The organism is Paenibacillus sp. EKM206P (assembly GCF_011066155.1).
Taxonomy (GTDB): domain Bacteria; phylum Bacillota; class Bacilli; order Paenibacillales; family Paenibacillaceae; genus Paenibacillus; species Paenibacillus polymyxa_D.
This window is the reverse complement of sequence record NZ_JAAMNQ010000012.1, coordinates 76,748-103,589: the sequence shown is the minus strand read 5'-3', so window position 1 is coordinate 103,589 and position 26,842 is coordinate 76,748. Positions and strand designations below refer to the sequence as shown.

Below are 26,842 nucleotides of genomic sequence, written 5' to 3'. Positions count from 1 at the left end.
TTAGAATAAAGGGATACTTACTTTCGGAGAACGGCAACAGAAACGGGGAATGCATCATGGCGAGAGAAAGTTTTGATAAAGAAATTCAATTCCTGCGTATGCTCACATTAACAAGCGGCGCCTATAATCGGCAGCAATTCGCAGATAGACTGGGCATTTCGGTACATACCTTTGATAAAACAATCCGGCGTCTCAAGGAAATTGTCCAATCGGTACAACAGCAGTTGCCTGCGGAACACGGACATGATTTTAATGAGATGCTGCGCTTTAATTATTACGAATCGGCTGATCCATTATTGTTATTTCTGTTTCGGGCCAAATCGCTCAAGGAATCGGAAAGCGTCCGCTTATCCCTTCTGCTGACAGCGCTACAGTCACAGCCTATGACCACCATGGAACTATTGGATGCTTGCTGCAACGGGCTGCCTTCCGACAGTTCACTACCGGATGAGAAAACGATTCGTTCCGATCTGAAATATCTGGTTGAAGTCGGCGTCGTTCGCAAGGAACCCGGCGGCAGACCTTACCGCTATGCTGTCCGCAACGATCTGGTGACAGAACTGACGGACGAGGAGCTGCTGGACTTATATGATTTTGTAGACATTATGGCCAACACCCAGCTTCCCTCTGTTCAGGGATATCTGTTGCGAGATCATCTTAAAAAAGCCATGCGCCGTCAAGCCGGAGATCGGGAGATGGCCGAACCTTTTTTATATAAATACCACTATTATTCACGCATTCTGGACGAAGCCCATATTCATCCGCTTCTACATGCCATTCGGCAACGCCGCTGTGTAACTTTTTTATATTTTTCGACATCCAAACGAAGCATGTACGGGTCACAAAACACAAACCCGCTGTTTGAAAAAGAGACCGACGGCCGTGAACACACCATTCTGCCCCTGCAAGTCATCTATGATCATCAATATGGACGTTGGTATGTGCTGGGTCATGTAGGCGGCAAAGGAATCATGAAGTTTCGTATGGAGGGCATGACTCAATTGGTGGAGGGCAAGCCTGTCCCAGAGCAGCTTCATGCCGACCTGTTAGCCGTATTGGAAGAAAAAATGCGGTACAGCTGGCTTGTTGATACGGGCCGTCCTGTAAAGGTACGGGTACGCTTTTTTAATCCTGAGGGCGCGAAGCGCAACTTTATTCGGGAACGTGTGCTGTTACAGGGACAATGGGGTACGATTGCGGAGGAAGAAAGTGAATCCTTTATCTATGAAATCACAGTGAATGGAATCACTGAGATTAAACCGTGGATTCGCAGCTTCGGATCAAGCTGTGAGGTATTGGAGCCCCAGCGGCTGCGGAAGGAATTCAGACAGGAATGGAAGGAGCTGCAAGCCTATTATGAGCCTGTTCGAGAAAATATTTAACTACCAGATCGTCTCTCGGCTGGATGAATCGGGCGCTTTTGCTACCACATCGCAGGAAAGGGTCTGGCTTAAGTCCATGCTGACAGACTCGGCAGCAATAGAGGCTTTCACCCCGTCTACGCTGGATAAGCTTCAGCAGATGCTCGCAGACGACGAGCCGCTGGAGGCTGATGGAAGTTTGCGGGAAAAAGCAGGTATCCCTGCTGTCTCGGTATACCATCCACTATTGCGTGAATTGCGTCCCATTCTGCGGTCCCGTTCAGGCATCTGTATGACCTACAAATTGCGCAATGGACGCTTGCATGAGCGAATGTCCGGTTTTCCATATAAGCTGGAGTTCTCCATGGTCAAAAAAGAATGGAGCCTGCTGTGGTATAACCGCAGACACCGCGCACTCATGTCTACCAAGCTGTCTAATATCGTGAACATCACGGAAGATGAGCTTCTACCCGAAGAGGCCGATAAATTCACCCAACGTATACACGGTATACTGGAGTCGCGCAAGGAACAGGGCATCATCGAAATTGTTCCTGTATATAACGGTGAAATGTCTCGTATTTTATATGCTTTTTCCTGCTTTGAAAAAGAGGTCGAATATGTTCAGGAAGCAGATACCTATCGTATTACACTCACTTTCCAGGCAGACGAATGTGAATATGTGTTATCCAAAATCCGTTTCCTGGGCAAACGTGTCAAGGTCGTCCAAGGCTCCCGGCTGATCTCACGAATGAAGGAAACAACAGCCAAGGCCCTTGCACGCTACGAAGAGGAATAGCTACTGAGGCAAATATGAGATACATCAATGTAAATAGCCCCTCCCTCCGTCTGTTAATGAGACGAGGGAAAGGGCTTTTAAACGAGTTATGGCAAGGCTTGTCCGCGCGCACTGACGTACAATTCATACCATTCCTCACGGGTCATCAGCTCGCTCTGGCGTTCCGCATCCTGACATGCTTTGATTCGTTCAGGATTGGCGCTGCCAATGACAGGCTGAATCCGTGCTGGATGTTTCATAAGCCAGCCAAGGACGATCGCTTCACGTGTCGTTTCCTTTTCAGAAGCCAGCTTCTGCACCAGCTCTGCCGTCTTAACGACATGCTCAGGCGCCCCTTCCAAAGAACCTCCGCTAAAACGTCCCTGCGCCAGCGGTCCCCAGGCTTGGAGCTGAATATCCTCGGTTTGGCAATATTCTAGCAACCCTTCACCAAAATGTACATTCGTCCCCGCCTGCTGGTTCACATGTACGGTCTGATCTACAAAATGCAGATGCGCCAGACTCATCTCCAGCTGATTAGCGATCAGCGGCTCCGTCAGGCTACGCTCCAGAAACCGAATTTGGCTTACATTCATATTAGAGACGCCAAAATGCCTTACTTTGCCGGATGCCTTGAGCTCACTGAACGCTTTCGCTACTTCTTCCGGCTCTACCAGCGGATCGGGGCGATGCAGCAGCAGGATGTCCAAATATTCCGTACCGAGGCGCTTCAGGATACCATCCACGGACTCCATAATATGAGCATATGAGAAATCAAAACGGCCCGGGAGCGTACCATCCGGCAGAAAAATGCCACATTTGGACTGAATTACGATTTGTTCACGCAAGCCCGGCTGTCCCTTTAAAATCCGGCCGAAAATCTCTTCCGCTTTCCCCATACGATAGATATCCGCATGATCGAACATCGTAATCCCGATGGATCGTGCAGCTTCTACAGCTCTTTCTGCTTCAACGACATGCTCCTGCGTAAACGGCGCATGGCTCCATTCACCACCAAAAGGCATACAACCAAGAGCCAGCCGACTATCGGAGATTCCACGTTTCTGTAAAGGCATAATCTTCATGCTGCTCCTCCTTCAACCTTCAAAATATTCCCTGCTTTATCCACCTATGAATAGTTAGTGGAACCGCTATCACACACCTATTTTACCACTTACTTACGTTCATGTATCACTTTGGTCCCAATCCACATCTTTTTATCCGAATATCCCCATGCTCAGATATCGCTCTCCGGTATCCGGGGCAATGCAAAGTACCCGTTTGCCTGCTCCCAAACGCCGAGCTTCCTGAATCGCCGTCCATATCGTAGCTCCGCTAGAGGGGCCCACCAGAATCCCTTCCTGGGCAGCAATCGCCCGTGTCATTGCAATCGCATCCTCATCCGAAACCTGCACGATTTCGTCATACACTTCCGTATTCAGTACGGTGGGAACAAAGCCCGGACTCGTTCCAACTAGCTTATGTGGACCGGGTTTTCCCCCAGATAGTACTGGCGAGCCCTTCGGCTCAACTACAACAATCCGCAGATCTGGCAAATGCTGACGCAGCACTTCACCCGTTCCCGTAATGGTACCGCCCGTTCCCGAAGAAGCGACGAACACATCCAGCTTCCCTTCCGTCTGTTCCAAAATTTCCAGTGCCGTCGTCGTACGGTGGATATCGGGATTTGCCTCATTTTCAAATTGATGTGGGATAAAACTCCCTTCAATTTCTGCCCCCAGTTCGAGTGCCTTGCGAATCGCTCCTGGCATCCGTTCTTCCGCTGGTGTCAGTACGACCTCAGCCCCGTAGGCTTTTAAAATATTGATCCGTTCCTTCGTCATATTCGAAGGCATCACCAAAATTGCATGGTAACCTCGGGCTGCCGCATTCATCGCAAGACCAATTCCCGTGTTGCCACTCGTCGGCTCAATAATGGTGCCTCCCGGCTTTAGATGTCCTGCCTTTTCCGCCTCGGCAATCAGGTTGCCCGCCGCTCGATCTTTAACACTGCCGCTTGGATTAAAATACTCCAGCTTCACATACACTTCCGCATCCTGCGGCCCTGTGAGCCGTTGGAGTCTTACACAAGGTGTATCTCCTATTAAATCTGTAATACTATGTACCACTTTAGGTGCCATCGTTGTATCCTCCTTAGATTGTTTCTTACAGTGTTATTTACGATCTTCATATCATACTACCAAAATAACACACTTGGCTCCTTCCTACCTGTCGCTTTTGTAAATTACATAAAACTCATCAACTTAGTATGTGAAATTCTTGCAAAATGGGTCGCCAGATATCGCCTGTAGTGATATACTCGCATTACTATTTTTTCAGGAGGATACAAGACACTTATGAGTACTCAAGAAAATATGACAGCAAACCGCTTCCCTCCCTCCTTGCTATGGTTGACCCTTGGTGCCTTCGCCATTGGCATGACCGAATTCGTCATTATGGGACTACTGCCCAATGTAGCCCATGATCTTCATGTTACAATTCCGCAAGCCGGGCAGTTAATTACCAGTTACGCACTTGGTGTGGCTATTGGTGCACCTGTGCTTACCGTATTAACTCATAAGGTACCGCAGAAAAAGCTGCTATGCCTACTCATGGCCATATTCATTTTAGGTAATCTTTTTTCCGTCATTGCTCCCAATTACGAACTTCTGATTGCTGCCCGTATGGCTACTGCATTATCGCACGGAACCTTTTTGGGAGCCGGTTCCCTGATCGCTGCCCGATTGGTTCGTCCTGACAAACGCGCGGGTGCTATTTCTATGGTGCTGACCGGTTTGACCGTGGCGAACATTATAGGCGTACCCTTTGGTACCTTTATCGGACAACAACTCGGCTGGCGTGCTTCCTTTGGAGCCATTGTGGTCATCGGCTTGATTTCTCTGTTTGGTATCATTCGTTATATTCCGGTGATTCATCAGGACAAGCCTTCCAGTCTCAAACAAGAAGTCCGAAGCCTGTTTAATCCAAAAGTGCTGCTGATGTTGCTCACAGGTGCAGTCGGTTGTGGCAGTCTGTTCACTGTCTTTACGTACATTACGCCTTTGCTTACGGATATTAGTGGCTTTGCCGAGCATAGCATTACCTGGATTCTCGTCCTGTTTGGCCTAGGGGTAACGATCGGCAACATCGTTGGCGGCAAGCTTGCGGATTGGAAACTGCTGCCATCCCTGATCGCAAACTATGCTGTACTGGCTATTATTTTGGCCATTCTGACGTTTACGCTTCAAAACAAGGTACTGGCGGTTATTACTGTCTTTATCTGGGGCATTGCTGCGTTCGGCATCATGCCGGGTATTCAGGTTCGCATCATGAATCTGGCCTATGAGGCTCCTTTGCTTGCCTCTACCTCCAGCCATTCCGCATTGAATCTGGGCAACGCAGGCGGCGCTTTTATCGGGGGAGTTGTTATTAATCAAATGGGGCTAGCCGCTATTCCATGGGTTGCATCGCTAATTACTGTCGGCGGTCTGCTACTCATGGTAGTTAGCTACATTGTGGATCGCAAGACAGCTCATACTGAAGCGATAGCGGAGATACAATCATAGAATCGTTTAGCAAGTTGGACGTAAACGAATGGTTCATTTTTCATAGATTGAGAGATATTGTCCACTCTCTTCTTCTACATTCCTCATAGTATGACATTGTAATACCAATTTATGAGGAAAGAAGTGTGCATGATGAGCCTTTTTTTTACAAACAACACGAGTAACACCATCTATGCTGCCTATGCTTATCCTGATTCCGACTGTCATCCCATGAATTATTCTAAAATGGGCTGGTATCGGCTAGAGCCTGGTGATACGAGAGAAGTATGGAGCGGGTCTGTAGGGGGAACCACATTCTATTATTATGCTGAGAATCACTCCAATAGGTGGCGTGGTACGTACCGCACACGGCTTCCGAGAAGTACTGACCATGATTTTCATTGGTGTTGGAACGATAGCAGTGGATCATCCAGACGAGTGGGGATGCGCCGACTTGCCATTGATTCATCTGTAGACAATTACACTGTTGAGTTCAGCAGAACCAATCAAAGCTTACTGTCAACAAAGAAAACTCGTAGAGCATTACCTTCCAAATCGGAGGACTCCGGCATTAACAGAATTCCGAGAAGACCGGTTCGCTTTAAAAAAGGAACCCCGGTTCCAGTAAAGTCCAAACGATAAGTCAATGATGAACCGTAACCCACAAGATGGACATTTTGAAAAAAGTGACCCCCTTGCGGGTTATTTTTGTTTTCATCTGGACGCGCAAATGCGTGTTACAACCACAGTATTTTGCCTCGCCGTTCAGCTTAACCAATGATCAAAAAAGTCTCGGTATCCCTGCTTCATCACCTGACTTGAAAACTGTTCCATGGCGTATGCCTGATTTTCTGTAGAAACCCGGCGGGGTGAGGCGGCAGCCATATTGACCAGCTCAAACCAGTTTTTCTCATTCCCTGAAAAAGAATGCGTAGAGCTGATATGTCCATAGCAAGGATGCTCTGGCTTCACGACGATTTTACCCATAGCGAGCGCTTCGGTCAGCGGCATGGCGAACGTATCAAATTTGGAGCAGCTCCAATACACCTTCGCCGTGTTCATCAGCGCAAACACCTCATCTTGCGTCAACGCAAATTGAAGTTTAACATTGTCCGGGATATCATATTTCTTCATACTTTCCTTGTAGCGTTCACCGCCAAATACCATATAGACATCCTTGTCAGGATTATGCCTCGCATACTCCAGTACCAAATCCGGACGTCGGTTCTCCTCATCTCTACCAATCCACATCACCCGGTTCTCTACCACTTGCGAGGGATCAAAATGCTTTTCCACCAGCCGCTCATTAAATCCGATCGGGATGACTGTCACATCGGTTACGCCAAACTTCGAAGCCATCTCCTGCTTGAGAAAGGCAGTCTGTACGATAGCCTTGTCCACGATCTGATAAAAAGGCTTCATCATTTCATAGCCTGTCAGTGCCGGATCAGGAAAACTATGCGGAAAAAGCACGCTGTTTTTAAAAAACATGTTCAAATAGGTAAAGCCAGATACCGTATAAATAACGTGCTCAATCTGCTGCTCATGGAGTTGGTCCAGTACGACGTCATAATTGACCAGGTCGCCTTTTTCGTGTTCATAACCCGGAAGCCAGTCATGACTGCTCACATGGCGCTCCGGTGATACAAATACGATGTCCACCCCCAATTCCAACCCGATCTGCTTCAGACGCTCTGCAAAAATACGTGGACCCTGTGCTTCAGCAAATTGTATTTTTCTCATGACCAAACCAACTTTTTTCATGGATATATTCCCTACCTTCTTTGGCTAACTAAATACAGTCTATGTCTTAAGCTACTATCTACATCGCTGGGCTTGTCCCCAATCCATCATCGCAGCACACTGGTTCAAACAGGCTAACGTTTCGTCCAACTGGGACTCTAATTGCTCTTTTGACCATTTGTCGTTGTTTCTATGCAGGTGCGTTCCAATCCTTTGCAAATCACTTGTGATTAACAACAGCATCCAGAGCGAAAATACCACAGCAAACATGCCATATTCCAGCATAAAAGCCGTTCGATCCACTCTTATCCCCAACAGCTCCAGCTGCTCCACGTAGGTGTCCAGTATACGAATACGCAATTCGGACGTCATGCGTCGGGGAAACAACGGATGGGACATGTCGATCAGGTGATATACATCCCACAGCGGTGTGTTCAGATGAGTATGCTCCCAATCCAGCACCATAAGCCGTTCCCCGCTCAGCGCATAGTTCCCCGGATGAAGATCACCATGAGACAGTACAAGCTGCTGTGAAAAAGATACATGCTCCAGCTGTACATACATACGCTGCATCTGTTGCTTAGATAATCCTAGTGAGCTGCAAAGCTGTAACACATCCGGCTTGCGCGTGTATAGCTCGGAAACCATCTCCTGAATGAGTGGCTTTGGTCCCCGCAGCGGTATCCCAGCAAAACGATCCGTCGGCAAAGCATGCCACCATGCAACAAGTCTAACAGCTCGCAATAAAGTTTCGTCTGCGTGTAGATGATGTAACGGACCAAGATCCTCAAAAACCATCCATTCTTCTCCGCCATCCACACCTGCATCAGACCAGGCTAGCAATCGGGGATAGATCGGTGATAACGCAGGAAGCACATGCTCATACACCCATCTCTCCCGCCCCTTCTGATCATCATTGGTTAGCGGTTTGAATATATAACTTTCAGAGGAAGACACGTAAAAACGTTCCACATGTCGACCATTCGTACCTGTATATAAAACCTCACGATTCCGCACCAGCGTATCATTTAAGGTACCGTCAACATTCACATATTGATAAAAAGGATTCATAGCCACCCAACTTTTTTGTGTAAAATGTAATAGCACGATCATATCATAGTCCTCGTTCCGAACGAAGCCCAGATCATCTTGGGGTAACTCGCTGCACCCAAAAAGGGGCTTGCCCAAGCAGATCATACGACCTGTTGGGCAGCCCCTTATCACATCCGCACTCCTATCCTTACTCTATTCTATACTAATTAATATTGAGTATTGCCGGACTCGCTCGTATTACTGGATTTAAAACCTTTGAACAATTGTTTTACATTATGATAACGAGTATTCGTAATTTTAGCTTTGCTGTTAGGACCGTCCGATCTCAGGATCGAATCCTTCACGTTGGAAATATCCGAGTTATCCAAAGTCATATTCACTCTAAAAGTAGAGCCCCCAAGTTGGCGAACCAGCTTACCGATATCATCGGCTCTAAAGTTTTTAATGTTAATCGTGCCTTCGGCATTAATTTGGAACACTTTATCATATGCGTGGAACGCTCCACCGCCCGTAATGTTTACCGTACCTGGTTCTTTAAGCGTCAACGCATCTTCACCGACATCCTCCCACGTTACGTTGGAGATTGTGCCGTTGCCATATACATGCACACCATCCGCAGCAGGGGCAGCGATGATCACATTTTTCAGTGTTGCATTATTTTCAAGCTTGAAAATAGGCTTTTGGGCCTCTTTCTGGCTTCCATCTCCCAAGGTATCGGGATCAGCCACTACAGTCTTGCCTTTACCATCGTAAACTTCTCCAGCTTTAACAAGTATGGTCTTATGAACGACTTCTGGAGCTGCATGTGCAGAATAATTGCCGACAAATAAGGCGACCAACATTCCTGATAAAGCGATACTGATTCCCTTTTTCAATACGTTAGCTGTGTTTGTTTTCATGTCAATTCATCCCTCTCGTAGATATTTTTCATTGTTCCAACTCTTCGTTGACTAGAACGTGTAGACCGTATCACCACCTTCGCACAATGAACCCAATGACCGATACACGTCTATAAAGCATCATTCAACTATTTGCATATGTATACTTGGTTTTTGGTTCAAAGTAATTTTGTCTCATAAATTATATAAAGCACAAATTGTAAATAGAGCGATTACATTTACAATTTGCATAACTCTATTATAATCACACTTCCAGTAATTTCAATATATTTCTCGGCAAAATATGTCCTTTTTTTCAATTTAGTACATAAAATTGCCTCTTTTATACTTGTACAAGTTTGTTTTTCTTCAATTTACACATTAAACAATACTTGAATACCTTGTTTCGTTTGCCTGCTGTTTATCACTTAATTGGTATTCAGAGTCCCTTTTATCGTATACCTCATTGCTGATGTGATCTATACTATTGAATGACACGTTTGATGAACGTATAATGTATTTAGTGCTTTGAAGCGTTACATCTCAACATTACTGGTGAGAAAAGAGTGGTTATCGTGCAAAACAATAGTGAGATTCCATTAAAAGAACAAAATATTGTGCTCATCGGCTTTATGGGTGTAGGCAAAACAACGATCGGTTCCCATCTAGCGCGCAAGCTGTATCGCGATTTCGTGGATATTGACCAGGAAATTGAACAAGAATACAACATGCCAACAACAGAGATTTTCAAGACTTATGGAGAGAAGCGTTTCCGTGAGATTGAAAAAGAGCATATTTTGAAGCTGTGCAGCAACACACGCCTTAAAATCATTTCCGTTGGCGGTGGTGCATTTTTACAGGAAGAGGTGAAGCAAGCTTGTTTGGCTTCATCGATTGTTTTCTTCTTGGATTTAAATTGGGATTCCTGGAAAGATCGGCTTAAGATGCTGATTGACACCCGTCCTAATCTACAAAACAAGACTTTAGGGGAAATTGAGGATTTATTCCGTTCCAGACAGGACATCTACGCGGTGAATCACTCCAAGATCGATACAGATCAGTTGGATGCGGAAGAAGTCGCAGACTATATTATTCAAACGCTGAATTTAGGTTGGGAGTTATATGAACCTACTCGGGGATTGAATTAAGAGAGTTACACCAAAAAGGAGGGCTCCAGCATGCTTACCGCATAGGGGCCCTCCTTTTTGGTTCACTGCGGATATATTACTGACTGGCGAGTAATGCTATCCATCTTTTAAGAATGGCTATGCAGAACCGTCAATATCTCTCTCAGTTCAGTGACTGGAATCTGCCCCGGTGCGGAAGCTTTCTTAGCGGCACCAAAGGTCAGAGCCGAACCAAACAATTCTCCGGCCAGGCGGCTCACGACACCTTTCCCCGCCATCGACATCGTAATAATCGGCCGATCTGCATGCTCTTCTGCCATAGTACGCGTGGCATCCAGCAAAGTGAGCACATCGGCTGTATTGGTCGGCATCACTGCTATCTTAGGCAGATCGCCTCCCAATTCCTGCGCCTTGCATAATCGGGAAACAATCTCCTCCTTCGACGGCGTCTTATGAAAGTCATGATTAGATATAATCACATACACGTTATGCTTATGTGCTGCTTCTACCAGCGTCTTCACATCGCCTTCCTCATTAAAAAGCTCTACATCAATAAGTTCGACTTGCCCCGTTTCGGCTACTGTACGGTTCAATTCCACATAACTCGCCGCACTGATTTCCTTTTCTCCGCCTTCCCGAGCGCTACGGAACGTAAATACGAGCGGAACATTGGCTAAAATAGACCGAATTTCATGTAAGGCAGATTTTACCTTTTCCAAATCCTCAACATGCTCGAAAAAATCGACTCTCCACTCCACGATATCCAGGTCGAGCGTACGTAAATAAGTAGCTTCTTCCTTCAACTGCTCCAACGTTTCTCCCACCATGGGCACACAAATTTTTGGCGCTCCTTCACCAATCAGGACATCTTTCACCTTTACGATTTTAGCCATCTCTATCTCACTCCCAAATTACAGTTTCAAGTCGAACATGTACAATAATTCATAGTATAACGCATTCTGAATAAGCATGCAGATGATATGATCCAGTCGTCGTTATTTGGGTTCAAGTGCGATTTTAGGCGACAATTTGCGACTTGCTGGAAAAACTAAACTGTACCGAAAATTAACAAACACCGCCAGTACGATCCCTAGCACATTCACAATAATAGCTAGCATAAAAACACTCGATATCTGAGAATGTTTCAACAGAAAGCCTGTAAACACAGGAATGATCGTGTATGACAGCGAGGTTGCTGTATAAACAAACCCGGTAATCTGTCCTTTTCGTTGACTAAAAAATTCACTCATTACGGTTAATGTCAGCTGAAGTACACCTGATATTGAAAACCCGATAACACTCGCACAAATAATGGACGCAGCCCCTGACTTGAAAAGGAGAAGCGCTCCAAAAGCCAACAGGGAAATACATGGATAAATAAGAATAATGTGAACTGGTTTAACCCATTTTCTTAACACAATGACCAATACAAACACGGAAACCAGCGAACCCATATTGTAATAAACTAATAATCTGAGAGACTCTGATTCGGTCATACCGATAAACTGTTGTCCAAAAGTAGGCAACCATAACTGCACAATATAAAGCAAGGTAGGTCCTGTAAATCCAAGCAAGATAAGGCATAGCCCTTCCTGCCAAAACCGCGGCTTACTCCGGTCATTTGCCTCCAATTTTCCCGCTAGGCTTGATACAGAATTACCGCCACTTTGCCCCTTGGCGGGCTGCACGCGCATGTCTGGGAACTTCATTTTGAACAAGTACATTGCATTCAAAGCAAATATGAGGGCAGGTAAAAAGAAAGAGAACCCGTAGAAAATATCGTGATTCATAAAAAAGATAATCATTAACGGTAAAAATGCCGCCCCAACGGATATAAAACCTCTCACCAATACTGTAGCCGAACCAGAGGATTGGGGGAAAGCTTCGATCAGCGCTGGATAAGTACCTGAATCAAGAAAAGAATTCGCTACGCCTGCCAGCACAGCCAGTACGATCGCCATCTCAAAGCTGGAACTCAGCGGTATACCGACCAAGAATACAGCCATCAGTAGCCCGGCTGCCACAATAAACGGTTTGCGACCATAACGGTCGGAGAGCACCCCGGATATGTACAGGGTAAACAACCTGCCAAATCCCATCGCAGAAACCAAGAGACTGATGCCCGCCTGATCTGTATGCAAATGCTCTGTTAAAAAGGACATGTGCGATGCCAGCATAATATTAAACATGCCGAACAAAAGATAGTTTACATAAAGTCCTGTCGCCACTGGAAAAGAAGTACGTTTCATCATGAATTCACCTGCTTTTGTAAGTAAGTCTTGTAGTATCAAAACGTGAATCATTTCACATTGCTTGCGTCGATGATGAAGTATAGAACACAATTTAAAATTTATCAAGTTTAAATATTGCGAGACTCCGGCTTAGACACGCTGATGTGTTTTCAAATAAAACTCCTTGCCATAACTTAGGGCAAAGTTCCGAAACTCTACTACTGCCGGGGATAAATATCTATTTTTAATGCTGGCTAGGTAGATAAAACGCTCGTATTCTGGATTAATAATAGGCAATGTTTTGACGTTAAAATAATCTAACGATGAAATGCGGGGCATAACTCCGATCCCGTAATTGATAGACACCAGTCCTGCCATTGCCGTATCTTCTTCAATCTCGCAAATAATCTGTGGCGTAACGCCCGCCTTGGCAAACAAATTCTCAATAATGGGCCGAACCCCACTCTTTTTGTTGAAGAAGATCACCGGGTAATCTGCTGTATCCTTGAGATCAATTTGGTCCAGAGAAGCCAGCGGATGATCAGGTGAAACAATGACCACCAGTTCCTGCTGAGCCAACGGAATAAACTCCACATCCGGTTCATTTTCCACGTGAGAGCAGAACGCCACGTCATAGTGTTCCTGCTTCAGGCCTTGAATAATATCGTTCGTATTCCCTTGGTGAAACGAAAAGGAAATGTCTTTACGGGCATCCAGAGCTGAAAAGGCTTGGATTATTGCTGGAATGAAGTGTGAACCTAGTGTGTAAATGAACGCCAAATCTATATTACCATGACTTGGACTCACTAATTCCCGTAAGTTATGCTCCCCCTTTTCCAATTCATCCATCGCGTGCTCCACATACTTCAGAAAAAATCGTCCGTATTTGTTTAACCGAATATTTCTCCCCTGCTTCTCAAACAGATGAACGCCCAAATCCTTTTCTAATTCTGAAATCGCATGACTTAAACTGGGTTGAGTGATACATAGCCGCATAGCTGCCTGAGTAAAATGCTCCATCTCCGCAAGTACACGAAAATATTGTAAGTGCTTCAGGTTCATAATTATGTAATTCCCTTCTTTAATTCATATTTTAAATTATAGAACCAAACTATGAAAAACGATAAAAATATGCATTGGATTTATAATAACACCCCTTATATAATTAAGACATAGACATTATGTGAATATTTTCACTTGTTTGTGGGCGTACTTTAATACACCTGGACGATGCCTACCTAGGCCATTGATCTAAAATTTATGTTGGGAGTTACACTTATGAAAAATCCTTATATCAGAATGGCAACAGGGCTTTATATCAACTATTTTCTTCTGGGTATGATTAATGTTATTCTCTCGTCGAATATGAGCTTTCTGACCGTGCAATTGAACACGGATAAAGCAGCCATCGGCTATCTGGTGTCAGCGATTGGAATCGGTAAACTGCTCGCTCTCGGAGTAGCCGGAAAAATGTCAGATAAATACGGAAGGAAACCACTCATTGTTATTGCATCATTTGCTTATTTAATCTTCCTAATCGGTATTCCGCTTGCACCTAACTACACGTTGGCATTCGTGTTTGCCATTATCGCAGGGCTCTGCAACTCGATGATGGATGCGGGGACTTATCCCGCACTCATTGAAGGGTTCGGAAAAAAAGCCGGGTCTGCAACCGTCCTAGTCAAAGCATCCATCTCGATCGGTGCCATTGTTATTCCTTTCATGATTGCATTTTTTATTAATCACGATATGTTCTATGGATATTCCTTCTTTATTCCAGCAGGAATTTATCTGCTGAACGGGATTTTCTTGTCAATGACCGCTTTCCCCAACCACAAAGCCGAGGAACAAAAGGCTCCAGCCGAGACTGGTCAATCAACGGATTCGTTCCACAGCGAGCCTAAGTTTTGGCAAGAAGGTTTGTCTCTGATTATTATCGGTTTTACTTCAACTGTATTGTTCATGATCGTGCAGCTATGGCTTCCTACCTTTGGACAAGAGGCTCTTGGCATGGACAAAGCCAGCGCTATTAAGCTGCTGAGCTACTATAGTATAGGTTCATTAGTTTCCGTTATTTTGTTGGCTATGGTACTTGGTAGATTCATTAAGCCCATTACCGTCATGATTGTGTATCCGCTTATTGCCCTACTTTCTTTGCTGGCTTTAATTGTATGGCACAATCCTGTCGCTACCTTGATCAGTTCATTCTTAATCGGCTTGTCTACCGCAGGCATATTCCAAATTGCCCTTACGGTAATGACGGAATTTTTCCGCAAGAACAAAGGAACTACGACTTCTCTCGTAAACATAGCAGCCAGCCTATCGTTCATCCTGATGCCTTTGGCTACCGGGAGCATGTCCAAAAGTCTGGGAATTACCTCCGTATTCATTCTGGATATTGCGATTGCTGTAGTCAGTATTTTGCTGGCCGTGTTTGTTGCTTATCGATATAAAAAAGTGTTTCATTAAACTACACACGTTACTTGGAGGCTTATATCATGAAAAATGCTGGACGTATTGACGGAAGAACACAATTAATCGGACTGCTAGCTACACCGATCGGACACTCTTTGTCCCCGGCTATGCATAATCTTGCGTTTGAAAAGCTGGGCCTAAATAACGCGTATATGGCCTTTGAAGTAGGCAATGAACAGCTTGAAGAGGTCGTACGAGGGATGCGCGCTCTGAACATACGCGGTTATAACGTGTCCATGCCTAACAAAACAGCTATACTCCAGTATCTTGACGAGCTAGACGACAGCGCTAAATTTACAGGTGCCGTCAACACTGTCGTGAATACGGATGGTAAGCTGAAAGGCTACAGTACAGATGGATCAGGTTATGTTCGTAACTTGCAGGAGAACGGCATTGATCTGAAAGGTAAGAAAATGACACTCATCGGCTCAGGCGGTGCTGCAACGCCGATTGCTATTGAAGCCGCTCGAGCTGGTCTCGCTGAAATTTCAATTTTCGCTCGTAATGACCAGTTCTTTGCCCGGGCGGAAGAAAATGTCCGTATGATTAATGAAGAGATGAAACATGCCCAAGTCAAGGCGAATATCTATGCATTAGAGAATCAGGAGAAGCTGCGTGAAGAGATTCTTACAAGTCATATTTTCGCTAATGGTACAGGTGTGGGTATGAAACCGCTGGAAGGCAAAAGTGTAATTGAGGATGTGTCCATGCTTCGTTCCGATCTGATTGTAACCGATGTAGTATACAGCCCAGCTAAATCCAAGCTGATGGAACAAGCTGAATCCGTAGGTGCAACCGCCATTAACGGTCTGGGCATGATGCTGTGGCAGGGCGCATTAGCCTTCGAACTGTGGACAGGCCAAGAGATGCCAGTCGCTTATATTAAAGAACAACTTTTTGCTGATCAACTGTAAGATTTAGAGCTGCTCAACAAGCACATCAAGCCATGAGTTCCTTCTATTATATACGCATATATGTACTTTAAATACGATGCTCGGCGAATGAACACTTCTGCCGGGCATCGTCTTTTTTATGGGTACAGCCCCGTTCTTCCTTCTCTTTTCATTAATCCTTATACGGGTCAAACTCATTGGCCCCAGCCATGCATACCCCGATTGGCTTCAGCACATGCATAACTTCCACGGTCTCGGAATGAGCGTCCAGTACCTCGCGCAGTTTGCGGTAGACGAACGGACTTTCGTCTGTACCTGCTCCGCGCAGCTCGACACCGTAGTTCCGAACAGCCTCCTTCATCTGTACATCCGTGATTTGTCCACCACTCCGTGTGCGGGTTTTCCAATTCATTTTACCGGCTGCCTGGGTACGACTCATAATACGACCTGCGCCATGGACTGTACTATAGTAGGAATCCCGATTTTCTACCGAATCTTTCCCACGCACAATCACCGAGATATCGCCCATGCTTCCTCCAATAAAGCCCATTTGGCCAGGGGCCGAGGGGGTTGCGCCTTTGCGGACTACAATGGTGTCGCGTCCATCATGCTGTTCCTTCCACGCGTAATTATGGTGGTTATGCACCGTAAAATCCGCTTCGGTCCCCATAATACCAAGCACTTGTTCTATCACATAGTCACGTCCCGCATACGCATAGCGTCCGGCAAGGCGCATCGCACGGTAGTACATGTCTCCCAGCTCACTGTTCATATCCAGCAGTACAGGCGGCTGATCCATATGTTCTCCCGGCGCCTTTCCGAGAAACTCCCGTCCTGCAGCCAAATTTAGAAACCCGCTTGCTGTTTTGTGCCCAAAGCCTCGGCTGCCAAAATGATTGGCAATCCAGACCTGTCCTGTCGCTTCCTCCACAAATACATCAACAAAGTGATTACCACTCCCTACTGTACCCAGCTGTTCTCTTGCCAAGGACTTCAGTTTGTCATGTTCTTGTTTCCCAATCGCCGCATATACTGCCCAATCTGGGTCATCGAACAGCTCATGGTCTACCTGAATTGCATTCACACGGCCTACGCCAAACGAAATATGACGTGCAATCTCATCCATCACGGCTGAAATACGTGGCATAATATCTGCGGCAAACAGCTTGGATCTTACCGCCTTATTCCCGCAGCCGATATCATACCCTACACCTGAAGGTGAAATTTGTCCGTCATACACCATCACACCGCCAATCGGCTGACTGTAGCCTTTATGATGATCTGCCATCAGTAGCGCCTGAATCACATTACCATTTTCGGCACATGTGCGGGCTTGAGATAGTGCTCCCGGGTCAGGTGATCCCCATACGCGTACTCCATTGATTTCTTGATAAGCCATCGCTTTATCCCTCCATATTTTGCAAGAAAATTTCTATATGTAAAATTGACTACTTTTAAACTTTGGATCTCTTAATAGCATTATGTACGGTTTACCCGCTTCCGAACAGGGCGTAAGTATTACAAGCACAACATCAGACGTCTCTATAAGAAAGTCCCTATAAGAAAATAAAAAAGGATATCCATGCAGCCGACCAGACTGTAGGATATCCTTTTATGATTATTTAGAAACCATTAATCAATTTTACTAATATTTTTTGATGATTCCGAATTGATCCACAATAAAAGGTTTGGCATCATTTTTGTTTTGATCAATTTCGTACGTTACGGCTGTAAGTTTATTTTCGTCTACGGTGATGCCAACAAAATTCTGTACCTGTCCTCGTACAGGTCTACGATTGTCACTCGGATCCGGGCCATATACTGCCGCATGATTCTCTTCAGCTAGCTCAAAGAGATTATAGTACTTATCTCCAAGTTTTTCGCTTGGATTCTTGTAGTAGACTTTGGGGCCAGCGGTTGCTGGGATGACATAGATACTTCCATCTGGATTCACACTATATTCAATCGTCTTATCATTTAATGTATCTTTTAATTTTGTTGGCGTTGTTGCTTTACCCTCTTGGTTGATTGGTTTCGTCCGAGCATAAATATGATCGTGCCCCTGCACGACAAAGTCGATATCAAGTTTGTCCATGAGTGGAGCGATTTGGTTACGAACTCCATTGTTATCCATGATGTCAGAATCTGTTGCATGGTTAGAGGTAGTGTAGGGACCTTTGTGAATGTTAACAATGATCCACTTTGCACCTGCCCTTTTGGCTGCCGCAGCATCTTTCTTTAACCATTCAACTTGATCTTCAGAAAAATTGGCATATTTCTCTGAGTCCTCATTGGAGTTCAGTACGATAAAGTGAGCATTGCTGTAATCAAAGGAGTAGTACGCTCCTGTTTTAGTAGCAGAACCAGCTGGTTGATTAATATTAAAGTGATCATAAAAAGCGTAGTTCTCATCCTCGTGATTACCTGCTGAAGGAACAATGGTTGTATTCAAAAGACTTTTTTGTGAATGTCCCAACAACCAGTCCCACTGCTCTTCTTTGGTACCGGTGTCTACGATATCTCCGTTGTGGACTACAAACTGAGCATTACCTACAGTTTGAAGTGCTTTTTCGAGCGTCTGTGAAGACAATATGGCTTCATCTTCACTTTTTGCTTGTGTATCAGCTAAATCAATGAAGGTAAATTCGCCGCTCTTAGGAGCCGTTTGAAACGTACCTGTTTCGCTCCATATCCCGCGCGCTGCATCACCCACACGATAATAATAAGCTGTGTCCGCTTGAAGACCTGTAGCTACAGCTTTATGGACAAGCTCTTCTGGAGAATTGGTCGATGGAGAAGAAGTCCCTTCAAATGTAAGAGCACTCGTAAAATCAGCTTCAGAAGCCGTTTTCTTGATTACTTGAACAGTGCTCTTCGTGGAAAGTTTTGAAGTATACCAGGTAAATCCTTTGGAACCTTTTGTGTCTCCATAAAATGTAGCTGTAACTTTACTAATACCATGATCTGTATTCCCTGATGACTCAGCATGGACAGGCAAGGCTGACATGCCCGTAATCAAACCTAGTGCAAGAGTAACAGACATAGATGTTGCTGACCATTTTTGAAACTTCTTAAACATGTGTACACTCCTCTGTGTAGTTAATATGTAAAAGTTATAAATATGATCATATCAATCAAATGTTAATACGTTGTTTTAGGAAATATAGTAATTTGTAAAAACGAGGTGTTAAGTGACCTAGCGATTGAGGAGAAGGATAACTGCTTTACCCTTTTAGGGCTACAAAGCCAAATAAGGCTAACCGTATATTTGCAAAGTTTGCAAAATCGGCAGCCCTTTGTGCATTGCAATTTCGATCATTCCACTGACTAATGTGCAGAAGTATTTTTCAAATCTGCTTCATAACGAAGGCCGAATTGTTGTCTTGCCTCCTCCATCACTTCAGCGACTGTAAGTGAACACTCCAAAGAGTTAATGGAACTGTTGCGTTCACCAATCTTGATCAGATCTATAAATTCCTGAATTTCATAATACATGGGCTCACGCGTCTGAGCTTTGGTCAGATCCTCAATCGTGCCGTCCCGATAATGAATTTTCACCTCATAGGGCTGACTGATTTTGTCGATCACCATCGTTCCATTCTCACCCTGAATTTCAGCAGGCAGATAGGAATCTGTAATTTTGGAATACATGACGATAGCATCCATATCAGGATACTTCATCACGATACTGCCCTCGCCATCGACACCAGAGGATAAAAGCACACCAACCGCCCGAACCTCCTCAGGTTTGCCGAACAAAGTCACCATAGGATACAAACAATACACGCCAAGGTCCATCAGGGAACCATTGGAAAAGGCCGGGTTAAACGCATTCAATACCTTACCTTGCTTAAAAGCATCAAAGCGGGAGGAGTATTGACAGTAGCTTGCAAAATAACGCCGAACCCGGCCTATTTTATACATATGATCCTTTATTATTTTAAAGTTAGGCATAAGTGTGGATTTAACGGCCTCCATCAGCAGAACATCGTTGTTGCGCGCGGCTTCGATCATACTCTTCACCTCTGCTGCATTAGACGCAAAAGGTTTCTCACACAACACGTGCTTTCCGTGATTCATACATAAGATCGCCTGCTCCGCATGTAAGGAATTGGGGCTGGCAATATATACGGCATCGACCTGGTCACTTGCGGCCATTTGCGCCAGGTCTGTAAAAACCTCCGGCTGGCTGTTATATTTGTCAGCAAAAGCTTTGCCCTTATCCTCTGTGCGTGAGTATACCGCCGTCAGGGAAAATTCGTCCGTCTCCATCGCAGCTTGAATAAACCTCTCTGTTATCCAGTTGGTTCCAACAATACCAAAACGCATCACAGTATCCCATCCTTCCCGTGAGTCATTACAATTCATATGTACCTATTCTCGCATTCCAGCCTAAACTTGTCCACTATACCGTTAGTCATATCTCGTGCTTCAACATGTTTATTCGACAAAAAAAGACTGCGGTCTATCAGCTTAATTTATACTGATTGTACCACAGTCCCTGTCAGTTATTTGGGGTTATATCTCTATTTTTTTGATATTACTTTTCCTACTTCTTCCAAAATAGCATCCATGGAAGCAGGGTCATGTACATCATACTCATCAATGTTCAGACGCAGTACAGGGCAGGCATCAAATTCGTTGATCCAATTGGAATATCTGCGATGCATTTGCTCCCAATAAGAACGCTCGGTCTGGATCTCCATCTCGCGACCGCGCTCCTCAATCCGACTCAGAATGGAGGGCAAACTGCCTTCCAGATAGATCAGCACATCAGGGTGAGGGAAAAACGGTGTCATCACCATCGCCTCAAACAGGCTAGTATACGTTTCATAATCGGTAGGATTCATCGTTCCCTGATCGGCATGCATTTTCGCAAAAATGCCTGTATCCTCATAAATAGAACGATCCTGCACAAAGCCTCCACCAGACAGGAAAATATTCTTTTGTTCCTTGAAGCGTTCCGCGAGAAAATAAATTTGCAAATGAAAGCTCCATCTTTCGAAATCGTGATAAAATTTCTCCAGATAGGGATTATGATCGACCTGCTCCAAAGAGGTTTTAAAACCAAGGCGTCCGGCCAAAGCACCGGTCAACGTGGATTTACCTACACCCACTGTGCCCGCTACCGTAATCAAGGCATTTGCAGGAATGTTGTAATTATTCACTATATAAGCTCCTTTACATCGGAAACAATTTGTTTAAATTGTGCCTGATTTTCTACAAAATCAATTTCATTCCCGTTCACGGTCAATATACGAGGGGAAGGGGACTGTTCAGCGAGAAACTGCATGCCTTTATCATAATCTATGATCAATTGCTCCAGATAGGCAGGGTCCATCTCCTGTTCAAAAGAGCGTGCACGCTTGCGAATTCTCCCCAGCAAGGTATCCAAATCTGCTTTGATATAAATGATAATGTCCGGCTTAGGCATATCATCTGTGAGCAAATGATAGATTTGACGATATTTTTCGAGCTTCACACCCTTAAGCGTACGTTCAGCAAAAATCAAATTCTTGTAGATATGATAATCAGAAATAACAGGCTGAGCTTTCTCGATATATTGCAGACCAGTATCCTCCAACTGCTTATACCGATTGCAGAGGAAGAACATTTCCAACTGGAAACTCCACTCATCTATATTCTGATAAAATTTATCGAGAAATGGGTTCTCCTCGACAATCTCTTTGATTATCGGCCAATGTAGCTCGGTTGAAAGCATCGAAGCTAACGTCGTTTTGCCTGCTCCGATGGGCCCTTCAACGGCTATAAATGGGGCTTGTTTCATGCGGTTCTGCTCCTCCTTGTACTCCAGTCCATCCTGTGGACAACTATCCTATTGTATCACAAGGTAGTACGCTAAAGGCATACCAAATCTATGGATAAAACAAAAAAACAGAGCGCTATATTTTGCTTCATAGCGTCTCTGTTTCTCATTTAAACCAACCTTTTTCATTAAAACGTGTAATCGCTTCGATCCGGTTACTGACACCCAACTTATCGAGAATGACTGAAATATAATTGCGCACCGTCCCTGTCGTTAAATACAGTTCACCAGCAATCTCTTTTGTGTTCTTTCCGTCAGCGATGAGCGCCAAGACGGTCTTTTCACGCTCTGTTAGCGGGTTGACTTCGGCATAAGCATCATCGACCAGTTCCGGAGCATAGATACGCCGACCTGCCATAATACTGCGAATGGAGGAAGCCAGCTCTTCACTGGGACTGTCCTTGAGTAGATAACCGTGTGTCCCCGCCTTGATCGCTCGTTCAAAATACCCAGGGCGGGCAAACGTAGTTAAAATCAGCATCTTGCAGTTCAAGCCTTTGAGTTCTTCAGCCGCATCCAATCCGCTCTTTATTGGCATTTCGATGTCCATAATGCATATATCCGGTTGATGCAGCTTCACCAGTTCTATAGCTTCTTCCCCGTTGCTTGCTTTTCCGACTACTTTCATGTCCTCTTCCAAGTCTAGCAGAGAAGCTAGAGCACCCAGCAGCATACGCTGGTCTTCTGCAATGACAATTCGAATCATGGCCCCACCTCCTCGTTCGGCTTTTCAGGGATATTGGGCACTTTAATGACCAAGGTCGTTCCCTGATCTGAACGCAGCTCCATACATCCGTTCACGAATTCGAGCCTTTCCTTCATACCTTGCAGGCCGTTTCCACGAAGGGTTCCATTTTCTCTCGTAATACCGACTCCATTATCCTGAATCCGAAGAGTTAATTCCTTACGAGACGGCTCAATCGTGATGGAGCAAGCGGTAGCTCCACTGTGTTTCACTACATTGGTTACGGCTTCCTTCATACACATGCTAAGAACATTTTCATTCATTAATGATGTATGCTCCAGCTTCGGGTCGCCCTCTAGAGTTAATTCAATGTGAGCAGCCTTTAAAATCTGCCGAATACGTAGTAGCTCATCCTCTAGTCGCATACCGCGCATTTGAGTAACCATTTCCCGTACCTCTTTTAACGCGCTTCTTGCCGTGAGACGAACATCGTTAATTTCGACATGCGCCCGCTCCGGGTACTGATCCATCAGTTTGCCCGCCAAATCGCTCTTCAGCCCAATGAGTGACAACTTCTGACCTAAGGTATCGTGCAGGTCACGCGCAATTCTTTGCCGTTCCTCCAGCTTAATCAATTCCGATATTTTCTTATTGGCATCCTCCAATTGGACTTGGAGCCGATCGCTTTTGTTGCGATTAAAATTCGTAATCGGAAGGAGAATCACACCGATCAGATTAAGCAGGATAAAAGGAATCTGTTTAATAAAAACGGGATTCTGAGAAACAAAACCATAATTGATCAATCCAATCGTAATAACCATTAAAATAATATACAGCGTCGTAAATGCAGCCTTACTTTTAATATTACCGATCAAATAGGCGATAAATATGGAAAAGTACATATAGCTGAACAGCAGTGTCATGGTAATCGATATGGCAATCTGTACACTGGTCCAAAAGTATATGAGCCAGCCTTTTGAGACAAAAGCCAGTACATAACATGCAAAGAATACCAAAATAATAGCAGTACCCAAAATAATATGACCTGTAGATGAAGAGCTAAAGTAGTAAAAGGGCAGGATGTAAAAGACGACCCAAACATAAGGGCTAAGCCCTGTATTTCTTTGGAAGATCTGATACCATTTTTGCATCCTGCCCACCCTCTTCTACTTCACATGACTTATATTCCTTATCTTATCATACCAGGTTTTGTTCAATGTTATTTTCTTTCTGTGCCTACAACAGGTGTAGGCATGGGTTTCGTAACTGCTACACGTTTGCTGAGGAGCGGCTTCACTTGTTTAAAGGTCAAAAAGGTTTTCGTATTTTCATCCCAAAGTCGGAACTTCAACGATTGCAGACTGCTACTCACTGTGATCGTGGTCGCCTTTTGAAGTAACGGTGTCGCTTCATGTGCTTTTTCCAAATTATAATTTGGAACTTTGGGACTCAGGTGATGAACGTGATGAAATCCGATATTGCCCGTAATCCATTGCAATACTTTAGGAAGCTTGTAGTAAGAACTGCCTTCTACGGCTGCATTAATATAACTCCACTCTTCATCGTGCTCAAAATACGAATCCTCAAATTGATGTTGTACATAGAACAACCAGATTCCCAACATACCGGATACAAAAAAGATAGGTGCCTGTACGAGAAGGAAGGCCTGCCATCCAATAGCCCAGCACAACAGTGCATACAATGCAACGATGGATATATTCGTCACATGAGTGTTCATTTTTTCCTTGCGTTTGGCTGTCTTGATATTAAAGCGATAGGAAATCAAAAAAGTATAGATCGGACCTAGTCCGAACATAACCCAAGGATTTCGGTATATGCGATAGGCCAACCGTGTCCATGTGGAAGCCTCTGTGTACTCTTCTACCGTAAGCACCCACATGTCACCTGTGCCTCTTTTATCCAGATTACTGCTGGTTGCATGGTGGATCGCGTGACTATTTTTCCATTGGTGATAAGGGCAGAGCGTAATAATACCTGTAATCGTTCCCACAATGTCGTTCAGCTTGCGGCTTTTGAAGAAGGATTGATGACCACAATCATGAAAAATAATAAACGTCCGTACCACAAACCCCGATGCAACAATGGCAATGGGAAGCGTCAGCCAGTACGAGACCGACAGGCTAAGATAAGCAGCATACCACAATAGGATCAGTGGACCCAAGGTATTGATAAGTTGCAGAACGCTGGATTTCGTGTTTATTTTCTCGTAGGGAGCCATATTTTTTTTCAATTGGGCTAATGGGAGTTGTGTCATACTCATTATGATCCTCCTTAAAGATGACGCCTATACCTTGATCCTGTTAGGCGTACATGTTGATCTAATCTCAGTATAAGGAGAACGCTCTAGGCGCTGTAGTCATAAACGTCAGTTCGTGTATATGACATTTGTCATATAGACAAGTAACATAACCCGTTTTCCAAATGTTCGCGGGTTTCTTTTCTGATGATTGTTTGTTAAAATATAAGGTATAATAACGCTGTATGTGACTGGCGAAGTCAGTGGAATGAACCACGAGGGAGCATACAAAAAAAGCGTACCGTTCGCCTGGGAGAAGTATTTGCAGAGGATTCGTCTGTCTTGACGACCTTGTGCAAATACTTTTTTTCGTTTTACAAGACCATGACACCCTGTTGATTCCATTATGCAATAAATTCAGAGGAGGCTCGGACTATGGCTATTATCATGAAATCCAAAGAAGCAGCTGAGCAAGTATATGCAACGATCCGTTCACAGGTAGAAGAAATGAAGCAGCAAGGACACCGTCCCCATCTGGCAACCCTATTGGTAGAAGGTGATCCGGCATCTGCATACTATGCACGGACCAAGCAAAAAATAGCGGAGAAGCTGGGCATCTCATTTCATCTCCATACGTTTGATCGTCATGTTAGCGAAACCGAGCTACTGCACCTGATCGGCAGTCTGAACGATGCATCCCATGTACATGGCATTATGCTGGAACTGCCGCTTCCCCAACATCTTTCCGCCTCCGTTATTAAACAATCCATTGCCCCCTACAAGGATATTGATGGGATTACACCCGATAACAAGCTGGCTACTGTAACAGGTGACGCCGGACTATATCCCGCAACACCTCAAGCCTGTATCGAGCTGCTCAAGCATTACGGTCACACATTGGCAGGCAAAAATGTCACGCTCGTGGGCATCGGACAGACAGTGGGACTTCCCCTTTTCCACATGTTGCAAAGAGAAAACGCCACCGTTACCGCCTGTCATGCAGGTACGCGTGATATTGCAGAGCATCTGAGCCATGCAGACATTGCCTTCGTGGCAGTCGGATGCCCTGATGTGATTACGCAAGATATGGTTCATCCCGGTTTGATTTTGGTAGATGCGGGAATTAATGAGACGCTAGAGGGAAAAATAGTGGGAGATGCCGCTTTAGACGTGGGGGAAAAAGTACATGCTATTTCTCCGGTTCCCGGCGGTGTTGGCACCTTAACGACTGCGATTTTGTACAAAAATCTGCTCAAAGCAATACATCTGCAACACTACTCCAGAGAGGTGGTTTACTCATGAGTGAACTGTCGTGGAATCATTCCATCGGACATTTTCTGAAAGAGGCTGCAAGTGCAGCTCCTACCCCTGGCGGAGGAAGTGTATCCGCACTGGCTGCGGCACTAGGCGCGGCTATGACCTCCATGACCGCCAACCTTTCACAAGGAGAAAAATACGCGCACATCCATGAACAAATCACGGACGTCATTAGCAGCATGGAAAGATTGTCTACACATTGTGAGGAATTAATGGTCGCAGACATCCAATCCTTTGAACAGTATATGACTGCCCTGCGTTTGCCCAAGGAAACAGACGAAGAAAAGCGCTATCGTACCCATTCCTTACAGACAGCGGTGATCGCTGCCATTGAGGTACCCATGCGCCTGCTGGAAGTATGCCGAGACGGATTGTCGCAAGCCTATAACATTGTGGAAGTGTCCAATAAAAATGTGATTTCGGATCTTGGCATCGGCGCGATCCTGTTCGAAGCCGCCGCTCAATCTGCCCTGCTTACCGTCGACATTAACCTTGCTTCGCTGAAAGATTTGGATGTCAAACAATCCTACGAAGCTAAAACAGCCGCACTCCTCCGTGAAATCGGACAAATCAAAGAACAAACCTTATTGATGGTGCGCAGCCGAATAACGGGCTGACCATTGGAAGAACCCGTCCCAAGTCATATTCTGCTTCCATGCTCAAAAAATAGCCTCT

Annotated in this window: 25 protein-coding genes and 1 riboswitch; of the genes, 9 read left to right on the top strand and 16 right to left on the bottom strand. The window is 45.0% G+C overall.

Annotated features, from left to right (window positions below; genetic code table 11):
- Positions 1 to 56: 56 nt before the first annotated feature.
- Both G9G53_RS20890 and G9G53_RS20885 read left to right on the top strand, forming a co-directional pair.
- A complete protein-coding gene (locus G9G53_RS20890) occupies positions 57 to 1,382 on the top strand; it encodes a helix-turn-helix transcriptional regulator (RefSeq protein WP_165149997.1) in 1,326 nt (441 codons plus the stop codon).
- Positions 1,357 to 2,157 carry a WYL domain-containing protein gene (locus G9G53_RS20885; protein WP_165149995.1) on the top strand — a complete coding sequence of 267 codons (801 nt, stop codon included), beginning with the start codon at positions 1,357 to 1,359 and terminating at the stop codon, positions 2,155 to 2,157. The genes G9G53_RS20890 and G9G53_RS20885 overlap by 26 nt, the downstream gene beginning before the upstream one ends.
- A gap of 86 nt (positions 2,158 to 2,243) precedes the next feature.
- Here the strand turns inward: G9G53_RS20885 and G9G53_RS20880 are convergent, their stop codons facing one another.
- Positions 2,244 to 3,221 carry an aldo/keto reductase gene (locus G9G53_RS20880; protein ID WP_165149993.1) on the bottom strand — a complete coding sequence of 326 codons (978 nt, stop codon included), beginning with the start codon at positions 3,219 to 3,221 and terminating at the stop codon, positions 2,244 to 2,246.
- Positions 3,222 to 3,353: 132 nt separating this feature from the next.
- Complete coding sequence (gene cysK, locus G9G53_RS20875; protein ID WP_165149991.1) at positions 3,354 to 4,277, bottom strand: cysteine synthase A; 924 nt, start codon at positions 4,275 to 4,277, stop codon at positions 3,354 to 3,356.
- A 216-nt stretch (positions 4,278 to 4,493) separates the two neighbouring features.
- On the opposite strand from cysK, the gene G9G53_RS20870 reads away from it, so the two are divergent.
- Both G9G53_RS20870 and G9G53_RS20865 read left to right on the top strand, forming a co-directional pair.
- Positions 4,494 to 5,702, top strand: a complete 1,209-nt coding sequence (locus G9G53_RS20870) for an MFS transporter (protein ID WP_165149989.1) — start codon at positions 4,494 to 4,496, stop codon at positions 5,700 to 5,702.
- Between the two features lie 129 nt (positions 5,703 to 5,831).
- A complete protein-coding gene (locus G9G53_RS20865; RefSeq protein ID WP_165149987.1) occupies positions 5,832 to 6,323 on the top strand; it encodes a DUF1036 domain-containing protein in 492 nt (163 codons plus the stop codon).
- A gap of 123 nt (positions 6,324 to 6,446) precedes the next feature.
- Here the strand turns inward: G9G53_RS20865 and G9G53_RS20860 are convergent, their stop codons facing one another.
- From G9G53_RS20860 to G9G53_RS20850, 3 genes are all read right to left on the bottom strand, one after another.
- Complete coding sequence (locus G9G53_RS20860) at positions 6,447 to 7,445, bottom strand: glycosyltransferase (RefSeq protein ID WP_025721310.1); 999 nt, start codon at positions 7,443 to 7,445, stop codon at positions 6,447 to 6,449.
- Between the two features lie 54 nt (positions 7,446 to 7,499).
- Positions 7,500 to 8,537, bottom strand: a complete 1,038-nt coding sequence (locus G9G53_RS20855; protein ID WP_185156374.1) for an aminoglycoside phosphotransferase family protein — start codon at positions 8,535 to 8,537, stop codon at positions 7,500 to 7,502.
- A 146-nt stretch (positions 8,538 to 8,683) separates the two neighbouring features.
- A complete protein-coding gene (locus G9G53_RS20850; RefSeq protein WP_029517613.1) occupies positions 8,684 to 9,376 on the bottom strand; it encodes a pectate lyase in 693 nt (230 codons plus the stop codon).
- Between the two features lie 554 nt (positions 9,377 to 9,930).
- Here G9G53_RS20850 and G9G53_RS20845 point away from each other — a divergent pair.
- Positions 9,931 to 10,503, top strand: a complete 573-nt coding sequence (locus G9G53_RS20845) for a shikimate kinase (RefSeq protein ID WP_029517614.1) — start codon at positions 9,931 to 9,933, stop codon at positions 10,501 to 10,503.
- 107 nt (positions 10,504 to 10,610) lie between these two features.
- On the opposite strand, the gene aroD is transcribed toward G9G53_RS20845, so the two are convergent.
- From aroD to G9G53_RS20830, 3 genes are all read right to left on the bottom strand, one after another.
- Positions 10,611 to 11,375 (bottom strand): type I 3-dehydroquinate dehydratase, encoded by a 765-nt coding sequence (gene aroD, locus G9G53_RS20840; RefSeq protein WP_165149985.1) that lies wholly within the window; start codon positions 11,373 to 11,375, stop codon positions 10,611 to 10,613.
- 102 nt (positions 11,376 to 11,477) lie between these two features.
- The gene (locus tag G9G53_RS20835) at positions 11,478 to 12,734 is read right to left on the bottom strand and encodes an MFS transporter (RefSeq protein ID WP_165149983.1); all 1,257 of its coding nucleotides are present in this window, start codon (positions 12,732 to 12,734) and stop codon (positions 11,478 to 11,480) included.
- Positions 12,735 to 12,863: 129 nt separating this feature from the next.
- Positions 12,864 to 13,775, bottom strand: coding sequence for a LysR family transcriptional regulator (locus tag G9G53_RS20830; protein WP_069012907.1), 912 nt, complete (start codon positions 13,773 to 13,775; stop codon positions 12,864 to 12,866).
- A 216-nt stretch (positions 13,776 to 13,991) separates the two neighbouring features.
- Between G9G53_RS20830 and G9G53_RS20825 the strand changes: the two genes are divergently transcribed.
- Together G9G53_RS20825 and G9G53_RS20820 are read left to right on the top strand one after the other, a co-directional pair.
- The gene (locus G9G53_RS20825; protein ID WP_029517617.1) at positions 13,992 to 15,182 is read left to right on the top strand and encodes an MFS transporter; all 1,191 of its coding nucleotides are present in this window, start codon (positions 13,992 to 13,994) and stop codon (positions 15,180 to 15,182) included.
- A 29-nt stretch (positions 15,183 to 15,211) separates the two neighbouring features.
- Positions 15,212 to 16,102 (top strand): shikimate dehydrogenase, encoded by an 891-nt coding sequence (locus G9G53_RS20820; protein ID WP_165149981.1) that lies wholly within the window; start codon positions 15,212 to 15,214, stop codon positions 16,100 to 16,102.
- A 151-nt stretch (positions 16,103 to 16,253) separates the two neighbouring features.
- Here the strand turns inward: G9G53_RS20820 and G9G53_RS20815 are convergent, their stop codons facing one another.
- From G9G53_RS20815 to G9G53_RS20780, 8 genes are all read right to left on the bottom strand, one after another.
- Positions 16,254 to 17,480, bottom strand: a complete 1,227-nt coding sequence (locus tag G9G53_RS20815) for an RtcB family protein (protein ID WP_165149979.1) — start codon at positions 17,478 to 17,480, stop codon at positions 16,254 to 16,256.
- 246 nt (positions 17,481 to 17,726) lie between these two features.
- Positions 17,727 to 19,160: a purple acid phosphatase family protein gene (locus tag G9G53_RS20810; RefSeq protein ID WP_165149977.1), complete on the bottom strand. Its 1,434-nt coding sequence runs from the start codon at positions 19,158 to 19,160 to the stop codon at positions 17,727 to 17,729.
- A gap of 248 nt (positions 19,161 to 19,408) precedes the next feature.
- Positions 19,409 to 20,410 carry a Gfo/Idh/MocA family protein gene (locus G9G53_RS20805; protein ID WP_029517621.1) on the bottom strand — a complete coding sequence of 334 codons (1,002 nt, stop codon included), beginning with the start codon at positions 20,408 to 20,410 and terminating at the stop codon, positions 19,409 to 19,411.
- A gap of 197 nt (positions 20,411 to 20,607) precedes the next feature.
- On the bottom strand, positions 20,608 to 21,249 hold the full coding sequence (locus G9G53_RS20800; protein WP_013308920.1) for a deoxynucleoside kinase: 642 nt from the start codon (positions 21,247 to 21,249) through the stop codon (positions 20,608 to 20,610).
- The gene (locus G9G53_RS20795; protein ID WP_029517622.1) at positions 21,249 to 21,869 is read right to left on the bottom strand and encodes a deoxynucleoside kinase; all 621 of its coding nucleotides are present in this window, start codon (positions 21,867 to 21,869) and stop codon (positions 21,249 to 21,251) included. The genes G9G53_RS20800 and G9G53_RS20795 overlap by 1 nt, the downstream gene beginning before the upstream one ends.
- Before the next feature lie 145 nt (positions 21,870 to 22,014).
- Complete coding sequence (locus G9G53_RS20790) at positions 22,015 to 22,614, bottom strand: response regulator transcription factor (RefSeq protein WP_029517623.1); 600 nt, start codon at positions 22,612 to 22,614, stop codon at positions 22,015 to 22,017.
- A complete protein-coding gene (locus tag G9G53_RS20785) occupies positions 22,611 to 23,744 on the bottom strand; it encodes a sensor histidine kinase (protein WP_029517624.1) in 1,134 nt (377 codons plus the stop codon). Before G9G53_RS20785 ends, G9G53_RS20790 begins: the two co-directional genes overlap by 4 nt.
- Positions 23,745 to 23,812: 68 nt before the next feature.
- Positions 23,813 to 24,874 (bottom strand): fatty acid desaturase, encoded by a 1,062-nt coding sequence (locus tag G9G53_RS20780; RefSeq protein WP_029517625.1) that lies wholly within the window; start codon positions 24,872 to 24,874, stop codon positions 23,813 to 23,815.
- A gap of 213 nt (positions 24,875 to 25,087) precedes the next feature.
- Positions 25,088 to 25,172: riboswitch (ZMP/ZTP riboswitch) on the top strand.
- Positions 25,173 to 25,285: 113 nt separating this feature from the next.
- Between G9G53_RS20780 and G9G53_RS20775 the strand changes: the two genes are divergently transcribed.
- Positions 25,286 to 26,152 carry a bifunctional 5,10-methylenetetrahydrofolate dehydrogenase/5,10-methenyltetrahydrofolate cyclohydrolase gene (locus G9G53_RS20775; protein ID WP_029517626.1) on the top strand — a complete coding sequence of 289 codons (867 nt, stop codon included), beginning with the start codon at positions 25,286 to 25,288 and terminating at the stop codon, positions 26,150 to 26,152.
- Positions 26,149 to 26,784, top strand: coding sequence for a cyclodeaminase/cyclohydrolase family protein (locus G9G53_RS20770; RefSeq protein ID WP_069012904.1), 636 nt, complete (start codon positions 26,149 to 26,151; stop codon positions 26,782 to 26,784). Before G9G53_RS20775 ends, G9G53_RS20770 begins: the two co-directional genes overlap by 4 nt.
- Positions 26,785 to 26,842 lie beyond the last annotated feature (58 nt).

Bases quoted from the DNA above. Each gene is read 5' to 3' on its own strand.
- G9G53_RS20890 (WP_165149997.1), top strand. From the start codon at position 57: ATGGCGAGAGAAAGTTTTGATAAAGAAATTCAATTCCTGCGTATGCTC.
- G9G53_RS20885 (WP_165149995.1), top strand. From the start codon at position 1,357: ATGAGCCTGTTCGAGAAAATATTTAACTACCAGATCGTCTCTCGGCTG.
- G9G53_RS20880 (WP_165149993.1), bottom strand. From the start codon at position 3,221: ATGAAGATTATGCCTTTACAGAAACGTGGAATCTCCGATAGTCGGCTG.
- cysK (WP_165149991.1), bottom strand. From the start codon at position 4,277: ATGGCACCTAAAGTGGTACATAGTATTACAGATTTAATAGGAGATACA.
- G9G53_RS20870 (WP_165149989.1), top strand. From the start codon at position 4,494: ATGAGTACTCAAGAAAATATGACAGCAAACCGCTTCCCTCCCTCCTTG.
- G9G53_RS20865 (WP_165149987.1), top strand. From the start codon at position 5,832: ATGATGAGCCTTTTTTTTACAAACAACACGAGTAACACCATCTATGCT.
- G9G53_RS20860 (WP_025721310.1), bottom strand. From the start codon at position 7,445: ATGAAAAAAGTTGGTTTGGTCATGAGAAAAATACAATTTGCTGAAGCA.
- G9G53_RS20855 (WP_185156374.1), bottom strand. From the start codon at position 8,537: ATGATCGTGCTATTACATTTTACACAAAAAAGTTGGGTGGCTATGAAT.
- G9G53_RS20850 (WP_029517613.1), bottom strand. From the start codon at position 9,376: ATGAAAACAAACACAGCTAACGTATTGAAAAAGGGAATCAGTATCGCT.
- aroD (WP_165149985.1), bottom strand. From the start codon at position 11,375: ATGGCTAAAATCGTAAAGGTGAAAGATGTCCTGATTGGTGAAGGAGCG.
- G9G53_RS20835 (WP_165149983.1), bottom strand. From the start codon at position 12,734: ATGATGAAACGTACTTCTTTTCCAGTGGCGACAGGACTTTATGTAAAC.
- G9G53_RS20830 (WP_069012907.1), bottom strand. From the start codon at position 13,775: ATGAACCTGAAGCACTTACAATATTTTCGTGTACTTGCGGAGATGGAG.
- G9G53_RS20825 (WP_029517617.1), top strand. From the start codon at position 13,992: ATGAAAAATCCTTATATCAGAATGGCAACAGGGCTTTATATCAACTAT.
- G9G53_RS20820 (WP_165149981.1), top strand. From the start codon at position 15,212: ATGAAAAATGCTGGACGTATTGACGGAAGAACACAATTAATCGGACTG.
- G9G53_RS20815 (WP_165149979.1), bottom strand. From the start codon at position 17,480: ATGGCTTATCAAGAAATCAATGGAGTACGCGTATGGGGATCACCTGAC.
- G9G53_RS20810 (WP_165149977.1), bottom strand. From the start codon at position 19,160: ATGTTTAAGAAGTTTCAAAAATGGTCAGCAACATCTATGTCTGTTACT.
- G9G53_RS20805 (WP_029517621.1), bottom strand. From the start codon at position 20,410: ATGCGTTTTGGTATTGTTGGAACCAACTGGATAACAGAGAGGTTTATT.
- G9G53_RS20795 (WP_029517622.1), bottom strand. From the start codon at position 21,869: ATGAAACAAGCCCCATTTATAGCCGTTGAAGGGCCCATCGGAGCAGGC.
- G9G53_RS20790 (WP_029517623.1), bottom strand. From the start codon at position 22,614: ATGATTCGAATTGTCATTGCAGAAGACCAGCGTATGCTGCTGGGTGCT.
- G9G53_RS20785 (WP_029517624.1), bottom strand. From the start codon at position 23,744: ATGCAAAAATGGTATCAGATCTTCCAAAGAAATACAGGGCTTAGCCCT.
- G9G53_RS20780 (WP_029517625.1), bottom strand. From the start codon at position 24,874: ATGAGTATGACACAACTCCCATTAGCCCAATTGAAAAAAAATATGGCT.
- G9G53_RS20775 (WP_029517626.1), top strand. From the start codon at position 25,286: ATGGCTATTATCATGAAATCCAAAGAAGCAGCTGAGCAAGTATATGCA.
- G9G53_RS20770 (WP_069012904.1), top strand. From the start codon at position 26,149: ATGAGTGAACTGTCGTGGAATCATTCCATCGGACATTTTCTGAAAGAG.